Below are 19,180 nucleotides of genomic sequence, written 5' to 3'. Positions count from 1 at the left end.
AGCCCAGACGTTATCGGTCAGCTTAAAAAGACTGTGTATAAAACCAAAACGACAGAAAAAATGAAAGTACATACAACCAACTACTTTGACACTTTTATAGAAGTTGCGGACGACACGAAAGCAAACTGCGGAACGCAACCACCTTCAAAATACAAGAAAACGGTTGCTGAAATGCAGTACGAATTGATTTCCAAAAACCCATATAAATACACTTCGGACGATATTTTATTTCAGGTGTATGCAGACAGAAACGACCTGGCAAAAGTAGAGTACAAACAAGCAAGAGAACAATTTTTCTCAAAAGGACAACCTTGTTTTCGTGCTTCACCGCTGACAAAAACATATGGTTTTGGTATTCACAGCGACATCAACGGAAAAGTCGCTCTTTACGGAATGGGAACAGACGAATACCAGAAATTTTTGGCGGACACAAAAATCAAGAAAGTAAAAGCAATGAAATCGAGCAAATAGAAAAACAATGAACATATTTACTGAAATAAATTGGTTAGCCGTTGTCATTGGAACTGTTGTGTATTGTGCTTTTTGCGGAATTTGGCACAGACAATTTGCTTTCGGGAAAAAGTGGGAAGAAGCCATGGGTTTCAAGCGACCTGAAAATTGGAAAGAAACAGACATCTACTATCTTGTTCCTTTGATTTCCTGTTTTGTTACGACACTTGCAATTTCGATTTTGCTGAAACTGACAAACGCAAATTCCTATACAGACGCTTTGACTATTGGACTAATTGCAGGAATTGGTTTTGCAATGGCAATAGTTTTTACCACAGCCGTAATCCCGACAATGAAAAAGCCTTTGACATTTGGAGCGATTACAGGAACAGCACAGACTTTGGGAATAACGCTTGTAACAATTATAATTTATGCGATTTTAAAATAAGCGGAAACAAGCCGAACCGATAACATCGTATTGGCAATAGGCGGACTGAACAGCTTCGTATCAACAGAAGTGCAAAATTCAACTTTTGTTCTTCGATTGAGCCTTAGTGCTAAAAATCACGCCCGTCGCCAATATGAAAACCGTTAGCACAAATATCAAACATGAAAAAAAGTTACTTATTTGTATTTGCCATTGTTGCCCTTATTGTTAGCTGTAAAGTATCAAAGCAGGCAACAAATCAGATTGGTACTACCATAGTTGAAGGTAATGGGGTTCAGGGAATAAATGTCGGCGACAACATTAGCAATGTTCTTAAGATTACTGGCAAACCGTCAAAGACTGACGAAGAATACTATAATTTCTATGACAAAGGAATTGAATTTACTGTAGCAGGTAATCAGGTGAGAACAATATTCCTTTATTACATTTCAAACAAATATCAGCCGTTCAATGGCCAAACAGACAAAGGAATTAACAAAGAAAGTACTATTGAAGACGTGTTAAAAAATTATGGCGAGCCAGATAGAATTGGACAATCAATTATTTCCTCTGGGTCAGCTTTTGCTGGGCAAGAAGACTATAATATGAATTATTATTCAAAAGGAATCACTTTCACTTTCTACAACAAGAAGTTAGCAGATATACGAATTTATAAGCCAGAATAAATACTAAAGTGCTAACCACACCCATAAGCCAGCTACGCCGCCTTATGGCCTAGTCCGTCAGACAGTCTAATAACATCTTCCTATTGTAACTTTTATCGAGCTAAGTGACTAAGGGATACTATACTTATCCGCTAAGCTATGAAATTCAAACAAGCCTTTAGCCGCGGCGAGCCTCCCGGTGGCGTGGCCAGCCTGGAGGAGCTGATCTCCCCCGACAACGAGATGCGCTGCGCTGCATCGACGCCTACATAAACTCCCTTCCTCTGGAAAAACTAGGCTTCCGTGATGACTTACCCGAGAACAGATGCCCGGGCAACCCCCGACTGTTTTGCTGAAGCCGCTGGTAGACGGCTATCTCAACCGCATCCGCTCCTCGCGCTGCCTGGAGAAAGAGTGTCACCGCAACCTAGAGGTTAATTGGCTGCTGTGCTAATTCGTCCCTGACCATAAAACGATCCCCATTTTCTCTATAAAAGACAACCAAGTTATCCATTAAGTCGTCAGAGTTACAATTAAGTAAGCCAGCGCTTCCTTGTTCTAAGACGAGCAACTGTCCTGCACCAGCTGAGTTTCTGTTTCGGTTACTAAAGTAGATATTGACAGGCAAATGGCATAACTCAACCAACACTTTCGCATTAATAAGGGCTCTTCTTAATGAACACTAAGATGAGCAGAAAATGCATTTGCTGCTGAGAAGTTTATACAACGTCGAAACCAGAGCCGCTTTCGTCGAATAAAATCGGGGAAAAGGAGGTAGGTGACTTATTTGGTCTGTGTATAAAATAATAGCTTATGAAACAGACCCTCACTCACCAACGACTGGTTACTCTATTAACCTGTATCTGCCTTTCGGTTGCTACCCATGCCTCGGGGATAGCACAGGGCAAAGTGCATGGTATTGTGAAAGATGCATCGAATGCAGCACCCTTTGCTACCGTAACACTTTTAACAGCAATAGACAGCAGCTTGGTAAAAGGCAAAATCACCGATGAACAGGGACAATTTGTATTCGAAAACCTGCCATACGGACAGTATCTGGTAGCAGTAAGGTATGTGGGTTTTCAGCCCACTTATTCTAAAATGATACAGGTACAGGCAGACCATCCAACCCAAGATATTGGCATTCTGCAGCTGCAGCGAAACACCAACCAACTAGGAGAAGTGCTGGTACAGGCGCAGCGGCAGGTGGTGGAGCGCAGCCCCGACCGCTATACCTTGAACGTAGAGGCCAGCACATTTCAAACCGATAACTTGCTGGATATTTTCCGGGCCATGCCCTTTGTGCAGGTACAGGGCGAGAGCGTGTCGGTGAACGGGAAAGGCGGTATCCTGATTTTGCTCGACAAGGTGCAGATGCCTGGCGCTACCATGCAATCCATTATGGCGACCATGACAGGCGACGAGATTGAGAAGATCGACTTTATCACCAACCCCTCTTCCCGCTATCCCGCCAACATCAGCACTGTTATCAGCATCACTACCAAAAAAGCACGAACGCTCGGTCTGACAGGTTCTGCCAGAAGCACGGTGTCGCAGAGCATCAGGGGTAGGGGACTGGTCGGTACATCGCTCACCTATCGGCAGTCTAAATGGGTAAGCAACCTCAACTTGAACTACAATAGGTCACTGACGCACTCCGAACACAATGGCTACAGGGTGCCCCTCAATGTCAACGGTCCTGCACTGCGTGAGTATGGCTTATTTCGGTATAACAATACGATACCCTCGGTAAGAGGTATGGTGGAGTATACCCTGTCTGATAAGCACGCACTCGGTATACAAGCCAACTATGTTCAGACAAGAGTGGACGACAACACCACGCTTAGCAAGCGCATCGACTTTGCCAAGCAGCTCAACGGCACTACAGACTCTACCTTAGTAGCAGACGGGCGGGAATATTCCACCCGACATGTACAGTCTTACAGCCTTTACTACACAGGAAAGCTCGATAGCCTGGGCAAATCGGTTGACCTTATCTTTACCTATACCCCGATTCAAGGCAACACCACGAACGAGATGCTTTCGCAAAACATGTATGGTCCTGATGGCAGTCTGTTAGCGTCTTTGAGAAGGGTAAGAAACGACAACCAAAGCAGGGCCAATATCATGGTCGGGCAGATGGACTGGGAACTTCCTTTTCGGAACAACTGGAATGTGACTGCGGGGGGCAAGATGACCCTGTCAGGCAACCGCACGCAACCGACACAGGACTATTTGCAGGACGGGCGCTTTATCCGCGACGAAGCTTTTAGTTTCGAGAACGTGTTCACGGAGAACATTCTGGCAGGCTATACCACCCTGGACAAGCAGCTGGGCAAAACCACCCTGCGAGCAGGTATGCGGGCAGAGCACGCCACCATGCTGGTAGAAGACAAGGTAAACAAGCGCAAACCAGTCGACCGTTCGTTCACCGACTTTTTCCCAACGCTGATGTTGAGCCGCCCCATAACGGACGATTTAGTCATGACGCTGAATTACCGTAAAACAGTGCAGCGACCAGGGTTTAGCGTACTCACCCCTTACAGAGTCTACCTCGACGACTTTACCATTGAAGAGGGCAACCCCGAATTGCTGCCACAGTACACGCATACCTTCTCGGTAAACGGCATTTACAAGAGCAACCTATATGTGGAGCTAGAGTACAGGCAGGAGCAGAACGTGTTCCTGAACCTGCCCATTAACCAAGGCGGGGTGGCTTACTGGAAGAACCGAAATTTTGATATGACATCAGTCGGGGGCAATGTCAACTACAGCTACCAAGTGACCAACTGGTGGTCGGGCAGTGTGTTTGGTATGGGCGCTTTGATGACGTCTGCCATGCAGCAGAAAGACTTTGGCGACCTGGCTATACCCAGCAGCTTTTACCATACGATAGGCTGGCAGAACAGCTTTTCGCTTCCGCGCGACCTGAAACTGGAAACAGGCTTCAATTACACGGGACCGTTTAACTATGGCTTGGCTGAACTGGTGGGCAACCACTACACCCGCATAGCGCTGAAAGGAAACCTGCTCAACAAGCAGCTGCAGTATACCCTGGCGGTGCTCGATGTGTTCAGGGGGAGCGTGAACGGCGGTGTGGTGAACAGCTCCAACATTCAGACACGCTCCGTGAGCTATGACGATGCCAGGCGGGTGCAGCTGGGCGTGGTATACAGGTTCGGTAAGCAAACCGTGAAATCGGCAGCCACCAAAAAGCTGGGCAACGAGGACGTGGTCAATAGAGCCAATTAAGCCATTTTCGTTATCTTGGCTTTTCTTATACCTATACCTATACCTGCGGCTTATCCTAGCTGTAGGTATAAGCATCTCTTAGATTTTTATGACTGCAGTGGCTGGAAGTTTGGTTCAGATGGTTTCTCTTAAAGGTAAAGCACTTGACATTATTGTCTGGGGACTAATTTTTCTGATTTGCCTGAATGGGAACGCATTTATATTTGGCACAAACTTTATTGCCTTGCCAACCTTGGTTTATACTGTGTTAATGGTTTCACTAGTATATGCGAACCACCTGGGAGTGGTAAGGTTTGGTACTTATCTTATTAGGGCACGTAGGTGGATTGCTTGTGCTATAGTATTATTGGTTGTTTATGTGGCAAGCGTGTTGGTGATTATTCTACCACTGGACTTCTTGGCAAGTTCATTCCCTCATATGGAGCAGCTGAATCGATTCGCCAAGGCGAACTCTATCAGGTCGGTAGCAGACATATTTTCTTATTTGAATCTTATTTGGGTATTGTCACTTGTACTGTTGCCAAATATGATCGCCGCCGCCTATTACTACTTCAAACGAAACTACGAAGCCAATAAACGAAATTCCATGCTGCAGAAAGAGAAAACCGAGATGGAGCTGAACTTCCTGCGGGCGCAGATACACCCGCACTTTCTCTTCAACACGCTCAACAACATTTACGGCATGGTGATGGAGAACGAAAGGGCGGGGCAGGTCGTGCTCAAGCTATCGGACTTGCTGCGCTTCTCGCTCTACGAGAGCAGCGGCAAACGTATACCTGTCGGGCGGGAAGTGGAATTTCTGACCGATTATATCAACCTGGAGCAGATTCGCCACCACAACACTCGCGTGGCCATTAGCTACGATTTTGAACATATCGAAAACAAAGAAACGCCCATTGTGCCGCTCTTGCTCATCAGCTTTGTGGAGAATGCCTTTAAGCACGGTGTCAACGCCACCATTGGCAAAGCATGGGTGCACATCAGTTTAAAGCATGAGAGCGATACGATATTGTTTGAAGTGGAGAACAGCAAGCCCGCCACTAAAAAAGAGCGCTCTGCCACCGCTGGTATAGGGATAGAGAACACAAAGCGCCGCCTTGCCTTGCTCTACCCCGACAAGCACCAGCTGAACATCATCGAAACAGCCGACTCCTACAAGGTCAGCCTAACACTCCATACCCATGACTAAGCCACTCCGCTGCGTTATCATAGACGACGAACCCATCGCCCAGGAAATCATCGCCAAGTATGTGGCGCGGGTGCCTTTTCTGCAGCTGGCAGCCGTGTGCGACAATGCCATTGAGGCACTCGTCACCATTCGCGACGAGCAGCCCGACCTGATTTTCCTGGACATCAACATGCCTGAAATGACGGGGCTGGAAATGCTGAAGCTAACACAGTCGCAGCAGTTGCAGGTTATCCTGACTACTGCCTACCCCGATTACGCCTTAGATGGGTACGAACTGGCTGTGGCGGACTACTTGCTCAAACCGATTTCTTTTGAGCGGTTTTTGAAAGCTGTAAACAAGGTAGATGAGCAGGTACGGTTGCAACGTGCTGTCAACCAGTCTGCTGAAAAAGTGACCTCCAAAAGCGTCAACAATCAGCACAACTTCTGGGTAAAGCAGGATAAAAAGCTTGTCCAGATTAATACAGACGATTTGATTCTGGTGAAGGGCATGAAAGACTACATTCAACTATACCTGCCCGACCAAAAAATACTGACGCACATGACGATGGCAAAGATAGAGGAGAAGCTGCCTGCTGCGCAGTTTCTTCGGGTAAGCCGCTCCTACATCGTGCGCAAGTCGGCGATTCGCGCGATTAACGGTAATATGATTGAGACAGAATTGCAAGAGGAAATTTTGATCGGGAGCACATACCGGGAACAAATTAAACGAGAGATTGCCGAGGGGTTGTCATGATGATGTTCCGTTAACTGAGATAGGTGTCGAACTTCAGTCAAATCGGTCTATTTTGGATTTTAGTTTCTAATCAGTAAAGTGCATGCCGCTAACTGTACAGTTATCAGCGATTGGTAGCGCCATTGATAAAATCAATTAAATAAACAGAAGAATATATTTCTAATGGGTGCACGCGCTCAGATCATCAGATCTTGTTAGACAACCTGTTGCATAAAAGGTAATAGGAGGGAAGGACAAAATGTAGATAAGCGTAAATTCCCGTATATCGAATAGTTAGCTTGCAGTCCAATTATAAATGCATGATAGGGTTTGAAGAAGAATTTGAGGTGAGTTTGCGATTGTCGGAACAGGAGTTTTCCGGTTATTTACAATCAATAGTTTACACGGATCTTGATGAACTGTCTACAGCTTTTGCAAACACCAAAAAACCTTATCGTGGCCACATTAATTTTAACCGTTTCAAGCTGAATCCTATACAGGGCATCTTTAAGAAAGCCTATGGACGGATTGAAGGCGAGTTTGGGTCCAAGAATGGCGAATTATTTATTAGGGGCAGCGTCATTAGCAATAAGTTCTTGCTGGTTTTTATAATTGGCTTCACTTTAGTAAGTTTTGGAATGCTAACCAACTTTCTTATCAGCAATTCAAATGAAGCTTTAGCTGAGGTAGCAGTAGGATTATTTTTTCTGATTGGATTGGGTAACTTGATTGGAATATGCAAAAGCCTAAAAAGCCAAAAATCTGATTTTCTGGATAGGTTAGCGCTTATAGAAAAAGAAAAAACACCCAAAAGCGAACAGTTTGGCTAAAGCATGAAGATCTACAACTATATTTTATTATTACTCACTCTCATTTATGCCCCATCCTTATTTGCACAAGAGTTAGTTCCATTTAATCAAAACGGCTTTTGGGGGTACATGGATGAAAATAAACAAGTGGTAATTGAACCACAGTATCAGTATGCCTATAAGTTTAAAGGAGAGCATGCGATTACTGTAAGAGACAGTGGTGTTGGCGTTATAAATCGGGAGAACAAAATTGTAATTCCTTTTAAGTATCACCACATCAGACACATCGATAACAGAAACTTCCTATTCGGCTACAAAGCGGCGTATGTGGGGGAGCATTACCTGGGGGTAATCAATACCAGCAATCAGGTCATAATCGAACCTATTTACAAACACATAAGACTACAAAACGGATTTTACATAGTAGTCACGGAGACGGATAGTGTAACCGAAGAAGCAGGTGTCTATACGACTCGGATTACCTGGTCAAAGTATGGGCTGCGTGATTCAACTGGCAAAGATGTCATTCCTTGTGAGTATGACTACCTTGAATGGTTAAATGACGCCTTGATCGTTCTTAGCAAAGACAATCACAGTACTCAAGCTTTATTTAACGCAAGAGGGGAACAACTGACGGAGTTTAAATATAGGGTGATTGGTCAATTTCTGGATGGTCTTTCCAAAGTGAGAGAAGGGGGTAAGTTCGGTTTCATCAACATGAACGGGGATGTTGTGATTCCCTTGGAGTATGATTTGTGTGAGCCTTTTGAAAATGGTTTAGCCCTGGTTATGAAGGGGAAGAAATGGGGAGCTATCAATAAAAACGGAGAAAAAGTAGTGGCTGTAAAATTCTCTTACGAAGAAGTAAAAGCTAAAATATTCAAAGAAATACGTTAGCTGGCAAAAGATGTAAAATACCTAGGGCATCTTATAGTTAAGCCATAATCTTTAATATTTTAAGCAAATAAGCTGTCACATGAATAAGCTAATAGTATTGCTATTCCTACTGCTGTGTTCGTGTACAGATGATAAACCATTGAGTACTGCCCAAACGAGAGGTAACGAAACGGTTAAACGAAGTGATTTTTCTAAACGGTTAACAAGCATCCTGCTGAATACTTCTTATGTAAGAGCGCAGCAGACACAATCAGTCTACAACAGTATTGTCAAGGGTGTAAGACCTGACATGTCGTAAGACTCCCTTAAAAAAGTTTTGCAGCCCGTCCATTACTGGGATCAGGTTTATCGGGACAGCTCGATGAAGCGTACTGCCTTTCCATCAGACAAAAATAAAATAAGGAAATACGGTAAAGAAATGTCCCGCAGAGATAAAATGAATCAGCGGGTTGTGGTTCATTTATTCCACAATCTTGGTGGTTGGCCCGACACAAAAGGGATGGGGGAAGAGGCGTCAATGGCTATTGGGCTTGTCATACATCACAATTATAATATAATAGAATTTTCCCGGCAAATGCTACCTTATCTTGGAAAAGCCTATTATTCAGATGCTGTGATCAATAAGACGATGTATGTGGGATTAATTGACAGAGTAAATTAAAAAGTAAATGGGTATTCAAAATATGGCACTTTTGGTTTTCATAAAGGCCATGATCCAGATTTAGTAAGGAACAGGATAAACCTGGAGAGAACCTCTATGGGCTTGGAAAAATTATATGCAATTGAAAGCCTTATTTGCTCCAAGTCTTGGCAGTATGACCAGGAGGGAGCGCCAGCGATAGAGCCCCGTACTTATATGACGGTGTAGCTCCATGAAGTTTAAAAGCATAATGCTGCTTCTGTCCAGCCAGCATGACAAAGCCCCCACCTTGACCGGTAGGGGCTTTGTCATGTTGGCTGGATCCCTTTACCTGGCTGGCAAGGCAGGAGAACATAAACTGCTTTGCCGTGTAGCCTTGTCTTGTATGGTTGGTACTGACAGTGGATCCAACAAGAACAGGACGAATACACCAAGACCTTCACCTTTCAGGGACTTAAGGTGTCATCCCTTTCCGGCGCGACTGTCGTTTTTCCGCAGACTCCTTTAAGCCGACGGCTTTTTCCTGTACCTGGCGACGGTCAGGCGTTTCTTGCTGCTGGATCGTCTCCCGCATCACCGCGTGGCGCTGCTCGTTGTAAACATTGATGGTCTTAAACTGGGGACTGGCTTCCACAAAGCGCTTGACCGCTTCGCTGCCTTCCAGCGCCGTGACCGGGTGCTGGTTGCCTTTGCGGAGGGAGCGCAGCAGCATCTCTTTTTGCTGGGGGTCCTGCAGTTCCTTGATGTGAAACTGCTGCAGGGTTTTATCCAGGTCATAGCCGTAGTTGTCATGGTACTGCTTGACCTTGTAGTTGCCCGATGGTTCCCGTGTTTTCAAATCCAACTGTACCCAGGCCTTGTAAGGCTGTTCCTCGGCATTAAGCAGTTCTTTGTAGACGGAGCGGCCCTGCAGAAGATTATAGGCTTCTTTGGTGGTGATGCCGCCGTTGCGATTGATGTAAAAAGTGTGGCTCCTTTCTTTATCCAGGTCAGGGGACCGCAGTACCGCCTCATACTTGTTGAAAAAGTACCGGTCCGTCTGGTCTGAACGGCGAAAATGCAGGGTGTGGTCCACCGTGCTGTTGTGATAGGCCAGCTGCAGCCGGAGCTGGAACTGGGGCGCCTGCTGCTTGAGCTGCTGCTCCAGCTCGCCGTAGAGCTGCTCACCAAAGCCGGTATACTTGAGCTCGTCTTTCAGAAAATCAAAGTTTTTTGTGTTCATAAGAGAAATGGGCTTATCAGGTTAGAAATTACATAAAGCACAAACTATTCAAAGAGCAGCGAGCAAGCCCGGACCAGGTGCCGATCTCGCAGTCGGAGGCTTAAGTGCCGGGAGCCCTTGCGCTCATAGAGCTCGATGACCTGCTCTTTCCCGCGGCCAAGTGGGAAGCGCTCCAAGGCAAAGAAGAAGACTTGGGATGCCCCGGCTTCTATGCTAGCATCCTGGGTGCCCCAGGCATAATAAGGCTGCAGCTCGACCTCCTGGGAGGCCGCGCGTCTGGCCTGCCGCCTGTCCTTTGTGGCAAAGCGCACGGCCTCCAGTTCGAAGGGAAGGGAGGAGGCGTTATGGAGCACCAGCCGGTAGACAAGCGTGTTCCCTTTTGAGTAGAGCCCCTCTAAGGCAAAGCGCATGCCGCCTGTCCTGGCTTTAATGCCATGGTAGAAGCGGGCGTCCTGGGCCAGTTGGCGGGAAATGTTATCTAGCTCAGCATCATGCAACCTGCCGCCTGGCAGCAGCACGGAAGCTTCGGTGGGGGTAAGCGAGTCCAGGGAGAGCAGGGTCGCGGCAGGAGCCGAGGCATAGCGCACCGGAAAGCTGTAGAGTTTGCCGTCCTTGGTGATCACGGTCAGGTTCGTGTTGGGGAAATGCTCCCGGGCCCCCTTGACCTGGAGCACATTGGCGGTCTGCTCGGGAACCTGGGCCAGGATATCACCGCTGCCCCGGTCCACGCTCAGGATAGGGTAAGGAAAGATCAGGCTGGTTGTCTGGCGAGCGCTCAGATCCAGCGGGGGCTGCGCACCTGGCTGGGCATAGAGGGGGGCTTGCAGCAAAAGCAGGCAGAGGAAGAAAATCAAGCTGTGTTTTTTCATGGTGTGATCCGTTTAGAAGTGGAAGAAGTTTAGATGCATCGTTAGCGGTTTCGCAAAAGCAGGCGGTGGCCGGCCTTCACCGTCACCTTGACCTGCCGGGTCTGCCGGATGAGCATGTCCCGGGCGGTTGCCATGCCGGCACTGGCTGCCTGTACACCCACCGATGGGGAAAGGGAGGGGAGTTGCAGGCTTTGCTGCAGCGCGCGGCCTGCTCCCTGCCGGGCTGCCTCCTGCATGTTGCTACCCGGAATATAGAGTCCTTCCTGCCCGTCCAGGTCGTAGGCAGCAAGCGCTACGGTGAAGCTTGTCTTGCCGGAAAGCACGGAATTGATCTCAATGGCGAGACGCTCCCCGCGGAGGCGGCAGGTACCATAAACAAAGCTGCCCCGGGGAATGCGATGGCCCTCTAGTAGCAGGTCCTCCAGCAGGCGCAGCTTGACTAGGCTGCCCGGCTGAAGGGTTTGTGAGGAGAGCATCACGGCTTCGACCGTATTGCCGCCCACCCCAAGCGGGGACTGCAGCGTTTCCAGCACGTGAAAGCCGACTGCAGCAGGTGCGGCCACATCATCTGTTTGCGCGCGGGCAGCTGGTGAAGGGGCTCCCAAGAGGGTAATGGCCGCCTGACGGTCATGGCCCTGCACCGGTGTTGGAGGAGATTCCTGTGACGCAGTTTCCTGGTTTTGTCCGCTGACACGCTCCGGATGCTGGATATCCAGGATCCGTTCGAGCAAGGCGTCCATTTGCTGCATTTCAGGGTTTGGCGCGCTGGGGCTGCCCATGCGCTGCATCAACCCCTCCAGCCTACTGACATCCTCACTGAAACGACTTTCGGGTTTGGCGGAAAGCGCCGTTGCAGGAGCGGTTGGCGCCACCGTACGCGGATTCGTACCGGCCGCCAATGCGGAGAGCTGCGCGAGTCGCTGGTTGATTTCCGTTTCGGTTGGATCAGTAGGAAGTAGTGCGCTTTCGGGCGCGCTTCCAGTTGCTAGTGCCGCGGTAGGGCCCAGCAGTTCGGGTGCAGCCAGGGCATTGGCTTCGAGGGAAACCAGACCGGCTGTGGCCGGGGACTCACGCTCCGGGTCAGTTCCCGGTTTGGAGAGGCCACGGCGGGCCTGCTCGTACAGTCTAAGCTTGTCTAGCTCTTCTGCTTTCTTGAACTGCGGGTCCGGGAGCGTGAGGCTGAGTCCGCCGCTCTCGGTAGCGGCAGGCAAGGTAAACGGGGTACCCCGTCCGCCTCCAAGTGCCCAGAAAGCCAGGGTCAGGAAAGGAAATACGAGCAGGGGCAGCACCAGGAAAAATTTCCGTTGGCGCAGTGTGGCTTCAGTCGGTGTGTTCATGGTCTATTAGTTTAAGGTGGATGATGGTGTCTGTGGACTTGTTGTACCCGGTCCGGAGGATGCTAGCGGGGCTTGGTGTGCAGTTGCTTGTTCTCCAGCGTGGTCCAGCGCTCGATCAGAAAGCCATGGGGGTTGTTGTCTGAGCGCGACACCGGGCGCAGGAAGCCTTCGGTGATGAGGTTGCGCGTCATCACCGAGCTGGTGCGCAGCAGTGTCTGGTGGGCATAGCAGCGAAAGCGGTAGGGCGTTTGGCCCGTGTCCACCTGCACGCTGTCAATGGTGATCTCCTGGCTGATGTTGGCCGTGATCAGGTTATAAAAGTAGCCGCTCTCCCGCAGGTTGTCATACACCTGCTTGGCCGAGTGGTCGGCCAGGTACAGGGCACGCTTCATGGTTGCCTCTATGGCTTTGTCATCAGGAGCCAGCGTGAAAAAATACTGGTGGAACTGGCGCACGTGCTCCCGCGCCTCCACGGGCAGGTTCTCCCTGCCTCCGGCGGCGAACGCCTCCAGGGCTTTTCCACCTGCCAGGATGTAGACGCGCTCCTGCGCGTGCCGGACCTGCCGGTAACTGTAATATAGGGACAGGCAGCTGAGGGTGGCGCATACCAGGACCAGCACCAGGCTGAAGGTGCGGATATAGCGAAAGGCGGTGTCGATGTGCTGAAATTTTCTGAACATAGCGCAAAGGATTAGGGGTTGGGTTTTCCGGATAGCCGCTCCTGCTGATAGCTGCTGGGCGTGTTGTTACTAGTCGGGGACGAGCCTGTCTGGCCGGGACCATAGAAATCGGCCAGGCCCTGGGCCAGGTGCTGGGATCCGGTAACGAGCGTGCCGGCTGCATAGCCGGCTGCCGTGCCGCCGCCGGAGACGGTGGTGTGACTGGCGCTGCTCAGCAGGTTGGTGACCTTGTAGAGCAGGGCATTGCCGCCGCCGGCGTGGACGATGTAATTGGCGATGTTGGGTACCGTGAAATAACCCACAATGCCCATGAGCAGAAAGATGAGGTAGGCCGTGTCGGTGGCGCTGAAGAAGGTGTCGCCACTCGTCTCCACCTGGCTGATGTCGAGCATGAGCATGTGCTCCTGTATTTTGCCGATGATGGCACCGAAAAGATTGGCCACCGGGAGCCACAAAAAGACATTGATATAGCGGGCAATCCACACGGTGAGGGTATGGTGCAGCCCGTCAAAGACGGCGAAACCAAAGACCAGGGGGCCCAGTACCGAGAGCACTACCAGGTAAAAGGTGCGGATGGTGTTGATGCACAGGGCCGCCGCCTGGAAGAGCACTTCGAGCACCTCGGACATCCACTGCTTGATGGAGTGACGGAAGCTAAACGAGGCCCGGGCCATGGCAAACTTCATGTCATTGCCGATGCTCTCAAGCAGGCCTTCGCCTTCCCCGAGCGGATCCTCGGGGTGCGCATAGCGGTACCATTCCGCCCGGTCGCCTGCCCCATCCAACCCCACATACATCTGCCAGGCGTCGGATTGCTGGATGGCCGCCTGTTTTTGCTGGAGGAGGCGGGCAATGGCCTTGTCGGAATCGGCCACCATGGCGCCAGTCGCGTGGACAGTCGGTTGCAGCACCCCATTGAGGAGTGCCAGCACGCCTGGGAAGAGCAGGATGGCCAGGCCCAGGGCAAAGGGGCGAAGCAGGGGATAGACATCCACCGGCTCGGCATTGGCCATATGCCGCCAGATGCGGGAGGCGATGTACCACAGGGCGGCAAAGCCAGCCAGGCCGCGCCCGACGCCGATCAGTTGCTCACAGAGGGGAAGCATCTCCTCGTGGAGTTGGGCCAGCACCTGGTGCAGGGGCTGCATGCGGTCCGCCAGCCCCTGTGCCTGGGAAACGGTAGGCCAGAGCAGGCCCAGCAGCATGGAAAGAAGGAAGTGTTTTTTCATCTGCGTTGAAAAGGTTAGGGGGTTGGGAGGTAGAGACGCTGCATGGTCTGCCAGTCGCTTTGTTCCCTGGCCCGCAGGAGGGCCAGACGGGAAGCCTGGCGGTTAAAGTGCCGGAGGAAGGCGAGTTTATCGGCCGTCGCTTCATAGAGGCGGTCAATGGCCTCCAGCCGCTCGGCCTCTGCCATGCGCAGCTCCCCGGCCGTCAGGACGAGCACCAGTTCCTCCAGGTGACGCAGGCTCTCGGCTAGCAACCTGTCGTAGACAGCCGACAGGTAGGCCAGTTCCCCCGGCGTGAAGGTGCCGGCCTCCCGGAAGCGGCGGAAGGCGCCGCGGTATTCCTGGACCAGGCGTTGCTGCAGGGTAATCGTCTCGGCCACGCGCCGGTAGTGACGCACCGTCGGGCTTACGGCCAGCAGGCCTTCCAGAAACGTGTGGTGTAGGCTGAAGCTCCCTTCCGAGATATCCCGGACGGTGCCATACCCCCGGTGGAGGATGTCATAGCCCTGCTTCATATCCGAAAGGATGCTTTGGAGCTGGCGGAGCTTTTCCACGTTGAGCAGCAACTGCTGAATCTCGTCTGCCTGCGCACTGGCGCGGTAGGGAAGTCCGGCTCCCAGGAAAAGGAGCAGCAAGGTGGCGTACAGGTATTTCATTTTCTTATCCGTTCAGGTGAACCATGTATCTGTTGCAGCTTCTTGGCTTCTATTCCCTGCCGCGCGCGCAGTTGGACCAGTCCCTGCACATCCGAAAGGTAGGCCTGCGTGAAGGCAAGCTTCTCGCGGGCACGGGCATGGAGGTGGAGGATCTTTTCGAGCCGCGTCGCGTCGGATAGCTCGCGCTCCCCGGCCGTGAGCAGTTGCCTCAGCTCCTCCCGATCCGCTGCAAGACCGCTTAACATAGAAGCCCGCACCTGCTCGAGGTAGGCGCGCTCGCTGGCATGGAGCAGGGGCAGGGAGTGCGTTTGCGCAAGGACCGTTTCCACCACCGCCTGCCAGGCTATGATGTCCTGTAGCTGCGAAAGCCGGGCGATGGATGGATTCACTGCTTTAAGCGATGAAAAGAAGTCCTGGTGCAGGCCGAGGTCGCCGTTTTTGATCGTGTGCACGGTTTGCAGCCCCTGGCGTACAAGGGCATAGCCTTGCTGCAGGGTACCGGAATAAGCCTGTAAGGCGGCGATCTGCTGCACCAGGTATTCTTTTTGGGTCTCTTTCTGGCGGAACCACTCGGCAAAGGTCTGTGCCTGGAGCGCGTACCCTGCCAGCAGGAGCAAGGGAAGGAGCATGAGCTGTTTCATGTCAGTTGCCTGTGTTGATGCCGTAGAGTCGCTGCACCGCCTCCAGGTCTCCCTGCGCCCGGGCGCGCTGCAGGCACAGCTGCAGCTGGCTGGCATTGAAGCGGCGCAGTTCGCTGTAGGTGTGCCGGATGCCCGCGGCGGCGGCTTCCAGGCGCGCCAGGCGCTCCCCATCCCGCATCTGGGTGGCCAGGGAGCTGGTCACCAGCAGGGCCTGGTCCAGGTGCTGGATGCTTTCAGAGAGGATGCCGGCGTACACGCGGTAGAGGTAGTCCAGCTCCCCCGGGGAGAGGTGGCCGTCCTGGCGGAACAGCCCGTAGGCGCGCCTGTATTCGGAGACCAGGGCCGCTTGCAGGGTAATGATCTCCTGGACCTGCTGGTAGGTGGCAATAGCCTGCTTGACCTGCCAGAGCTCCTGGTAGTAGTCCGAATACAGGCTGCGCTGCCGCTCGGTCCACTCGGAGATTTCGGTGAGCCGGAGCTCGGAGAGCTTGTTCTCGATCACCTTCTGGGCGTTCTGCAGCCAGATGGTCTCGTTCTGGATGCGCTGGACCTGCAAGTCGAGCGCGACGATCACCTTCTTGACGCCGGCCTTGATGGCCTCGGCGATGGGATCCTGCGCGTAGGCCGGTTGCAGGCTGGCTGCGGTGCTGAGCAGCAGGGTCAGCAGGAAAATTCTATGGGTGGCTTTCATGGGGCTGTTCTTTTTGCGTGCGGATGTGTTGGGCCAGCTCGGCGATGCCTTTGGCAATGTCACCGCCCCAGCGGGCGGCATATTCCTGGACCTGGAGCTTTTCCTTTTCCTCTGTGGTATAGGCCAGGTACTCCTCCAATGATACTTCGGTGCGGTAGACTTTGGAGAGGACGCCTCCCAGGCTGATAAAGACTTCCTTGTAGGTGCGGGCAGGGTCATTGGCCCGGTTGACGGAAAGCACCAGCGCCTTTTCCTTTTCGGTGAGGCCCAGCAACTGCTGAATGCCGTCGAACTGCTGCAGGTACTTGCGCTGGTCCAGCAGTATCTTGCAGTCGGAGTTATGGATGATCGCCTGCTTGACGATGGGCGAGGAGATGATGTCCTCCACCTCCTGGGTGACGACGATGGCCTCGCCGTAGAATTTGCGCACCGTCTTGAAGAGGTAGCGGATGTACTCGGCCATGCCTTCCCGGGCAATCGCCTTCCAGGCCTCCTCGATCAGAATCACCTTCCGCACCCCCTGTAGCTTGCGCATTTTGGAGATAAAGACCTCCATGATGATGATGGTCACCACCGGGAAGAGGATCGGGTGGTCCTTGATGTTATCGAGCTCAAAGACGATAAAGCGCTCCTGCAGCAGTTCCAGGTTCTGACGCGCGTTGAGCAGGAAGTCAAATTCACCTCCCCGGTAGTAGGGGCGCAGCACGTAAAGGAAGTTATCCAAATCAAAATCCTTTTCTTTTACACCATCCGCCTGCAGCCGTGCCCGGAATCCGTCCTTGACAAATTCATAAAAGGTGTCGAAGCAGGGGAACAGCGCCGGCCGCGCTTCGAGCTGCCGGTAGTAGAGCTCCAGTGCGTTGGAGAGGGCCACGTACTCGGCTCGGGTGAAGGTCTCACTGTCTTTCTTCCACAGGGCCAGCAGCAGGGTCTTGATACTTTCCTTTTTCTCGGTGTCAAGCGCATCTCCCTTCCCCAGGTAAAAAGGGTTGAAGCGGAGCGGACACTGGGCATCATAGGTAAAGTAATAACCGTTCACCAGCTCACATAGGCCTTTGTAGGAGTGCCCTACGTCCACCAGCACGATGTGGGCGCCCTGCTCGTGGTAGCTGCGCACCAGATGGTTGGTGAAAAAGGACTTGCCGCTGCCCGAGGGGCCCAGGATGAACTTGTTGCGGTTGGTGCAGATACCCTGCCGTACGGGCTCGTCGGAGATGTCCACGTGCAAGGGCCGGCCGGTGAGGCGGTCCCCCAGGCGCAGGCCAATCGGGCTGCGGGAGGAGCGGTAGGCCGTCTCCAGGTTCAAAAAGCAGCAGGCCTGCTCCAGAAACGTGTCAAAGGTCTCGTTCATCGGAAAGTCACCGGCATTGCCGGGAAGGCCGGCCCAGAAGAGCTGTGGGGCCCCATCCGTCTCCAGCTTGGGGGCGGCGTCCAGCTGGGCGATGGCGGAGGAAACCGTGTTGCGCAGCTCCTTTAATTTGCCAGGCTCGGCTGTCCAGGCCAGGATGTTGAAGTGCGCTTTCACGGGAAGCCGTTGCTGGCTGACGGCCTCGTGGAGAAATTCCTGGGCAGCCTCCCGTGCCAACGCATTCCCACGGGAATAGGCCGCCAGGGACTGCAGGCGCAGGCGCTTGCTTTCCAGGCGCTCGAGCGTGGCGGGGGCATCCCCTGTGAAAATGTACTGGTTCAACAGGTGATTGCAGGGCAGCAGCTGCCCCAGCGGGGAGGCAAAGCCTGTGCTGCAGCGGGAGCGATCAGTGGAGTAACGGTCATAGTTGACCCGGGACCCGCACAAGGCCGGCAGGTGGGCCGCGTCTGCCAGCGTAAAGAGCAGGCAGTGCTGGTCACCGATGCGAAGACCCTCACGGAAGTGGATGTCCTGCAGCAGCGGGGCACTGCCGGCCGGCAGCAGCCCGCAGTAGCGTTCGAGCAAGCCTGCCCGCTCCAACGTGCCGGTCAGCTCATCGTCCGGGAGCCGCCGGAGTGAGACAAATCCGCTGTCCTCGAGCACCCGCACAAACTGCCCTGCCTGGTCCACAAACTCCTGGAAAAGCTGGGGCTGCAGGGTCTGCTGCGGGGCAATCGAGCGACGGAGCAGGCTGGAGAGCAGCGAGGAGGAGGGTTTGACGTCCTCGGGGATTTTGGTGAGCAGCACGTAGCAGTGGTGCTCGAAGAAAGGGCGTTCGTGAAAGAAGCGCTCGCTCGCCCGGGAAAGAAAGCCCTGTCCTTCCTGTTGAAAGTCCGCCTGGTGGGCACTCTCCACAAACCAGTCCTGCTTGTGCAGCACGCAGTGGCGCGGCAAAAGACGGATCGCCTTGACCAGGGCCTGGTGGAAAGCCTCATACTCCTGATCCGAGAGGGTAAAGATCTCAGGCAGGGTCAGTTCGAAGGCCAGGGTGGTGTCTCCCCGGCGGGAGAGGATGGTGTCCTGCTCCACCCCGTAGATGGGCAGCAGGCGCTCTAACTCAACGGCTGCGGCCATGGCGGGACTCCTTTCGGCTAAGGTGTAGGAAAAGGGCGCGTGACCGGAGACGCAGGAAGTCCGGGATGCTGCGGCGGGCAAGCCATTTGCCGAGCCCATGCTCCCCAAACCGCTTGTTGAGGTGGTAGACGCCGGCAAACAGCGCCCCTCCCAGCAGCAGGATTACTGCCAGGCAGACCAGCAGGGGCGTTCCTATCAGGTAGAGCAGCGTGAAAAGCAGCAGCAGCCCTACCAGCCCCACGGCCAGGTAGGCGATGTACTGGGCCCGCAACCCCTTGAACTCAAGGGGGCGGTTGATGCCTTTGTTGATACGGTAGACACTGGTAGCCATC

Annotated in this window: 20 protein-coding genes; 10 read left to right on the top strand and 10 right to left on the bottom strand. The window is 52.6% G+C overall.

All coding sequences use genetic code 11. From position 1 onward, the window contains the following. Positions 1-60 precede the first annotated feature (60 nt). From C8E01_RS11900 to C8E01_RS11855, 10 genes are all read left to right on the top strand, one after another. Entirely contained in the window at positions 61-471 is a 411-nt protein-coding gene (locus tag C8E01_RS11900) for a DUF6157 family protein (RefSeq protein WP_116543661.1), read from the top strand. Positions 472-478: 7 nt separating this feature from the next. Continuing rightward, entirely contained in the window at positions 479-898 is a 420-nt protein-coding gene (locus C8E01_RS11895; protein ID WP_116543660.1) for a DUF1761 domain-containing protein, read from the top strand. 161 nt (positions 899-1,059) lie between these two features. Next, positions 1,060-1,563 carry a hypothetical protein gene (locus C8E01_RS11890; RefSeq protein ID WP_116543659.1) on the top strand — a complete coding sequence of 168 codons (504 nt, stop codon included), beginning with the start codon at positions 1,060-1,062 and terminating at the stop codon, positions 1,561-1,563. A 304-nt stretch (positions 1,564-1,867) separates the two neighbouring features. Further along, a complete protein-coding gene (locus C8E01_RS11885) occupies positions 1,868-1,996 on the top strand; it encodes a transposase (RefSeq protein ID WP_116543658.1) in 129 nt (42 codons plus the stop codon). Positions 1,997-2,355: 359 nt separating this feature from the next. Then, positions 2,356-4,794, top strand: a complete 2,439-nt coding sequence (locus C8E01_RS11880) for an outer membrane beta-barrel family protein (protein ID WP_116543657.1) — start codon at positions 2,356-2,358, stop codon at positions 4,792-4,794. Positions 4,795-5,320: 526 nt separating this feature from the next. Continuing rightward, positions 5,321-5,983: a sensor histidine kinase gene (locus tag C8E01_RS21650; protein WP_243409543.1), complete on the top strand. Its 663-nt coding sequence runs from the start codon at positions 5,321-5,323 to the stop codon at positions 5,981-5,983. After that, complete coding sequence (locus C8E01_RS11870; RefSeq protein ID WP_116543655.1) at positions 5,976-6,719, top strand: LytR/AlgR family response regulator transcription factor; 744 nt, start codon at positions 5,976-5,978, stop codon at positions 6,717-6,719. Before C8E01_RS21650 ends, C8E01_RS11870 begins: the two co-directional genes overlap by 8 nt. A 299-nt stretch (positions 6,720-7,018) precedes the next feature. After that, positions 7,019-7,528 (top strand): hypothetical protein, encoded by a 510-nt coding sequence (locus tag C8E01_RS11865; RefSeq protein ID WP_116543654.1) that lies wholly within the window; start codon positions 7,019-7,021, stop codon positions 7,526-7,528. A 3-nt stretch (positions 7,529-7,531) separates the two neighbouring features. Continuing rightward, the gene (locus C8E01_RS11860; protein ID WP_116543653.1) at positions 7,532-8,404 is read left to right on the top strand and encodes a WG repeat-containing protein; all 873 of its coding nucleotides are present in this window, start codon (positions 7,532-7,534) and stop codon (positions 8,402-8,404) included. 361 nt (positions 8,405-8,765) lie between these two features. Further along, entirely contained in the window at positions 8,766-9,065 is a 300-nt protein-coding gene (locus tag C8E01_RS11855) for a hypothetical protein (protein WP_133242760.1), read from the top strand. A gap of 433 nt (positions 9,066-9,498) precedes the next feature. On the opposite strand, the gene C8E01_RS11845 is transcribed toward C8E01_RS11855, so the two are convergent. The 10 genes from C8E01_RS11845 to C8E01_RS11800 all read right to left on the bottom strand — a co-directional run bounded on the left by C8E01_RS11845 (position 9,499) and on the right by C8E01_RS11800 (position 19,179). Then, positions 9,499-10,266: a hypothetical protein gene (locus C8E01_RS11845; protein ID WP_116543650.1), complete on the bottom strand. Its 768-nt coding sequence runs from the start codon at positions 10,264-10,266 to the stop codon at positions 9,499-9,501. A gap of 44 nt (positions 10,267-10,310) precedes the next feature. Beyond that, the gene (traN, locus tag C8E01_RS11840) at positions 10,311-11,135 is read right to left on the bottom strand and encodes a conjugative transposon protein TraN (protein WP_116543649.1); all 825 of its coding nucleotides are present in this window, start codon (positions 11,133-11,135) and stop codon (positions 10,311-10,313) included. 41 nt (positions 11,136-11,176) lie between these two features. Continuing rightward, on the bottom strand, positions 11,177-12,472 hold the full coding sequence (traM, locus tag C8E01_RS11835) for a conjugative transposon protein TraM (RefSeq protein WP_116543648.1): 1,296 nt from the start codon (positions 12,470-12,472) through the stop codon (positions 11,177-11,179). A 62-nt stretch (positions 12,473-12,534) separates the two neighbouring features. Beyond that, positions 12,535-13,152: a conjugative transposon protein TraK gene (gene traK / locus C8E01_RS11830; protein ID WP_116543647.1), complete on the bottom strand. Its 618-nt coding sequence runs from the start codon at positions 13,150-13,152 to the stop codon at positions 12,535-12,537. An 11-nt stretch (positions 13,153-13,163) separates the two neighbouring features. After that, entirely contained in the window at positions 13,164-14,258 is a 1,095-nt protein-coding gene (traJ, locus tag C8E01_RS11825) for a conjugative transposon protein TraJ (protein ID WP_243409542.1), read from the bottom strand. Between the two features lie 137 nt (positions 14,259-14,395). Then, positions 14,396-15,034 (bottom strand): TerB family tellurite resistance protein, encoded by a 639-nt coding sequence (locus C8E01_RS11820; protein WP_116543645.1) that lies wholly within the window; start codon positions 15,032-15,034, stop codon positions 14,396-14,398. After that, positions 15,031-15,675: a hypothetical protein gene (locus C8E01_RS11815; RefSeq protein WP_116543644.1), complete on the bottom strand. Its 645-nt coding sequence runs from the start codon at positions 15,673-15,675 to the stop codon at positions 15,031-15,033. The genes C8E01_RS11820 and C8E01_RS11815 overlap by 4 nt, the downstream gene beginning before the upstream one ends. A gap of 1 nt (position 15,676) precedes the next feature. Beyond that, positions 15,677-16,366, bottom strand: coding sequence for a conjugal transfer protein TraI (locus C8E01_RS11810; RefSeq protein WP_116543643.1), 690 nt, complete (start codon positions 16,364-16,366; stop codon positions 15,677-15,679). Further along, on the bottom strand, positions 16,350-18,848 hold the full coding sequence (locus C8E01_RS11805; RefSeq protein ID WP_116543642.1) for a TraG family conjugative transposon ATPase: 2,499 nt from the start codon (positions 18,846-18,848) through the stop codon (positions 16,350-16,352). The genes C8E01_RS11810 and C8E01_RS11805 overlap by 17 nt, the downstream gene beginning before the upstream one ends. Then, a complete protein-coding gene (locus C8E01_RS11800; protein WP_116543641.1) occupies positions 18,832-19,179 on the bottom strand; it encodes a DUF4133 domain-containing protein in 348 nt (115 codons plus the stop codon). The genes C8E01_RS11805 and C8E01_RS11800 overlap by 17 nt, the downstream gene beginning before the upstream one ends. Position 19,180 lies beyond the last annotated feature (1 nt).

Origin of the sequence: Pontibacter virosus (assembly GCF_003096355.1) — a bacterium.
Lineage (GTDB): Bacteria > Bacteroidota > Bacteroidia > Cytophagales > Hymenobacteraceae > Pontibacter > Pontibacter virosus.
The sequence above is the reverse complement of the archived record's forward strand: the minus strand, read 5'-3'. Positions and strand labels throughout refer to the sequence as shown.